This window comes from Chloroflexota bacterium (genome assembly GCA_016219275.1).
Taxonomy (GTDB): Bacteria; Chloroflexota; Anaerolineae; order UBA4142; family UBA4142; genus JACRBM01.
Genome location: JACRBM010000090.1, coordinates 1 through 3,252 on the forward strand (window position 1 = coordinate 1; position 3,252 = coordinate 3,252).

The following is a 3,252-nucleotide window of genomic DNA, read 5'->3' on the forward strand; positions in this document are numbered from 1 at the left end:
CGAACGCGCGGCGTGTTTCCGCGTCGGCATTCCGCAACCAGGCTTTTGAGACGCGCACCGCCTTGGGGAGAAACTTGTCGAACAAGTTGGGGTGATACTTGGCGCTCATTATCCGAACCCCAAGCCGCGCTCTTTGAGCGAGACAAATTTGTTGCCGCCCAGGACTAGATGATCGAGCACATCAATGTCGAGCAGTTTGCCGGCGTTGACGATCTCGCGCGTAACTGCCACATCTTCTGGTGACGGTGATGGATCACCGGAGGGGTGATTGTGGGCGATGATGACGGCGGCGGCGGCGATGCGGATTGGCTCGGCGAACAATTCTGACACGCGAATGACGGTGGTGTGGAGAGAACCCTGATACGCTTGATGTACACGGATCACACGGTTTTTAGTGTTGAGACACAGGACCCGCATTTGCTCATGGTCGAGCAGGTGCATATCGTCGAGTAGTTGCGCAGCATCTCCGGGGGCGCGAATGATCGCCTCATCGCCGGAAACAAATTCACGCGCTCGGCGTGCGAGTTCCATCGCGGCTCGCAGTTGATAAACACGGCGTGGTGTCATGCTCTTGGTGCCTAACAGGTCCGTGTTGGGTGCGCGAACAATTCCGTAGATCGAACCGTAGCGTTGAATCAACTGCATCGGCACGAGATTGTCCGGCACACCCAGGACGACCTGGAGGATGGTCAAGTCGTCCACGTGCGGCGCGTGTTCGAGTTGCGTCAAATCCGCGCCAGTGGTCTCGCGGATCAAACGCTCAATGCCGTCTTTGGCTTCGTTTTCGTCTGCGTATGCGCCGGCGGCGTTCTGGCGAATCCGTACGAGTGCTTTGCTCTCTGGCAGAGCACCTAGTACGTCACGGATACCCATTTCTTTACGCTTGACGCGGACCGCATCGCCGGCGGCGCAATTGCAAATGACTGGCTTTTTCTTCGGGTCCGCTTTGACCCAGCCCGTATCAAGACAAATCCCGCACGTTGCCATGCGGGATTGTTCAACCTGGGACGCATTCGGCTCGAATGCTTGCGGCTTGACGTGGATCGGCGTTCCACTGAACAAGGGTAAATCTTCGTGCGTGTCACCGAACATCGAGGATTGATCGCTCATTGCGCCGACTCCTGGTCACACGCGGGGCAATACGGTTGTTTGCAGCGCGGGCATTCTATCGGCGTGCCTGGGTCAACGGGTGCGAGCGCGGTCACTTCGCCGTCCGCGCATTGGTGCAGAATAGGGCCTGACCAACTGCCATGTTCGGCGTGAGCGTCGTCGCTGGCGTCCTGTTCTTCGTGCTGAATCGCGTGATGCTCGTGCTGTTGCATTCGTTTCGCCATCAGAATTTTGTCGGCGTCCACCGCCAGGACAACGGCGATGCGATGTTCGCAGAGTTGATTTTTCAAACTGCGCTCACACGTGCAGCGTTTGTTCGCAATGAAGAACTCACGTCCCTGCCCTGGGATGGTGTAGGCGTTTGCCTGAAGATCGCTCACATAAACCAAGCCGGCTTTCACCAACTTTTGCGCGGTTTTCAAGCGGTCCCGATCCTCGGCGTGATGCGGAAATGCTTTGCGGAAATTCTTGACGGCTTGACTCAAACTTGCGCGGTCGGGTATAATGCTCGTGCACATGACGGGTGTCTCTCGAAGTGTGCGAACGTTTGCGCTCGATTCGACTCCACTCGATTCGGGCGCATTTTCATACTCGAACGTGCTTTCGGGCAGTTCATCAGACAACTTGAACCGCTTGGCGATTTCGTCAAACGCTTGTCGGGGTGTCATGCACAAACCCCAATAGTGTCGCAGTAGGTTTGGCTCAAGCATCCCGGCTGTTTCGCCCCAATAGGTCATACACAAGTTGTCTAATTCAACTTGCCAGTCGTGTAGATTCCATTTCGCAGACATTTCAAACCTCGGTTGTGTGTGTGAACGCCTCTCACCGTTCAAGTCCTCGCTGTCCAACGGTCACAAAGCAAACTGGGTTTGATCGCTTTCGCCGGCGTTGAACCGTTCGCGTTGTTGCGCGAGCGCGTCCTGCATGATCGGACGTGATGGCGAAAGATGAGTCATCAACTCGACGACCCAACCCTTACCTTTGTAATAGGCGGCGATGTCGGCGGGCGATTTGCCCGCTTTGACCTTGCCGCGAATCTTCCATCCTCCGCGCGTAGGGCTTCGTCCGTGCCACTGGGTTGTGGTCTTTTCGAGGACTGTGCCATCGCTCATGTACGCGCGTTCATAAACTCGCCCGGCAATGTCGGGATCGTCGTCCATAGATTTTTCGCGGCGGACGCGGAGCAATTCCGCGCCGTGCTTTTTTAGAACTGCCATTTTCAAACCTCCTTTTGATTTCTCGTTATTTTCCCAGGTCTGCCATCGTATCGGTGACACGTCTTTAACCGGCGGACAAGTCAACGCCGGCAACCGATAGACTCTCTTTGCTTTCTGGTACTCGCGTTTGCAATCACGAGTGGGACGCCCACACAGAACGGTTGCCCGATGTGTGGCTGGTTTGCTCTGACGCTCGACGGTTTAGTGCTCCTCTGACCTTGCGGCACGCAAGCCGGACTCCCCGTAGGGACGCTGTACAAATTCCCGACTCGTCCAGAGTGCTTATACGCGTAGGGTGTATTTGTTAAGGTGCGCGATTCAGGTCGCACAAGCGTCCAGAAAAAAGTCAAAACGGAAAAATCAAAGGTGAAAATCTGGTCAAAGTTTTTGCGCCCACCAGAATCGCGGTAACGCAAGAGAGAAAAAGAAAAAGAGAAAGAGAAAAACCATAGAGGAAAATGCGAAGGGAGAAAAGCGATTCGCGGGGCGCGTTCAAAAACTTTGACCAGATTTTTACCCGCCTCGCCGTTTTGACTTTTTTCCGCTTGTGCGATAATCGCGCGCATACCTTAACAAACACCCCACGCGCAAGCACGGACGATACGGGATATGTAGCGTCCCAGGGGTCCGGTAAGCGCACCGCGAGGACGAGAGCACGCTCGACGACTCGACACGAAAAAACCACACCTTTCCCCTTCTTGAAGAAGCAACAAGAGCACAACAACACACCAAGAAAGAAAAATGTTCGAGCGTAAGCGAGAACATCCTTTGAAGATAAAAGACACATTGACCCGACAAAGGGACGCGGCGAAAAATCACAGTGGCATTTCTAGAGAGGGGTGCGCGGGCTTTGCCCGCGCCGGGGGGAGACTTACCCCCGCACACACAATAAAGAAAATGATTTTGTGAAGCTTGTTGAAGATAG

At 54.8% G+C, this 3,252-nt stretch carries 3 protein-coding genes; all 3 read right to left on the reverse strand.

Going from position 1 to position 3,252, the window contains the following annotated elements:
- Positions 1-108: 108 nt before the first annotated feature.
- The 3 genes from radC to HY868_24305 all read right to left on the reverse strand — a co-directional run bounded on the left by radC (position 109) and on the right by HY868_24305 (position 2,327).
- A complete protein-coding gene (gene radC / locus HY868_24295; protein MBI5305274.1) occupies positions 109-1,110 on the reverse strand; it encodes a DNA repair protein RadC in 1,002 nt (333 codons plus the stop codon).
- On the reverse strand, positions 1,107-1,778 hold the full coding sequence (locus HY868_24300; protein MBI5305275.1) for a hypothetical protein: 672 nt from the start codon (positions 1,776-1,778) through the stop codon (positions 1,107-1,109). The genes radC and HY868_24300 overlap by 4 nt, the downstream gene beginning before the upstream one ends.
- 183 nt (positions 1,779-1,961) lie before the next feature.
- Positions 1,962-2,327, reverse strand: a complete 366-nt coding sequence (locus tag HY868_24305) for a hypothetical protein (GenBank protein MBI5305276.1) — start codon at positions 2,325-2,327, stop codon at positions 1,962-1,964.
- Positions 2,328-3,252: the final 925 nt, after the last annotated feature.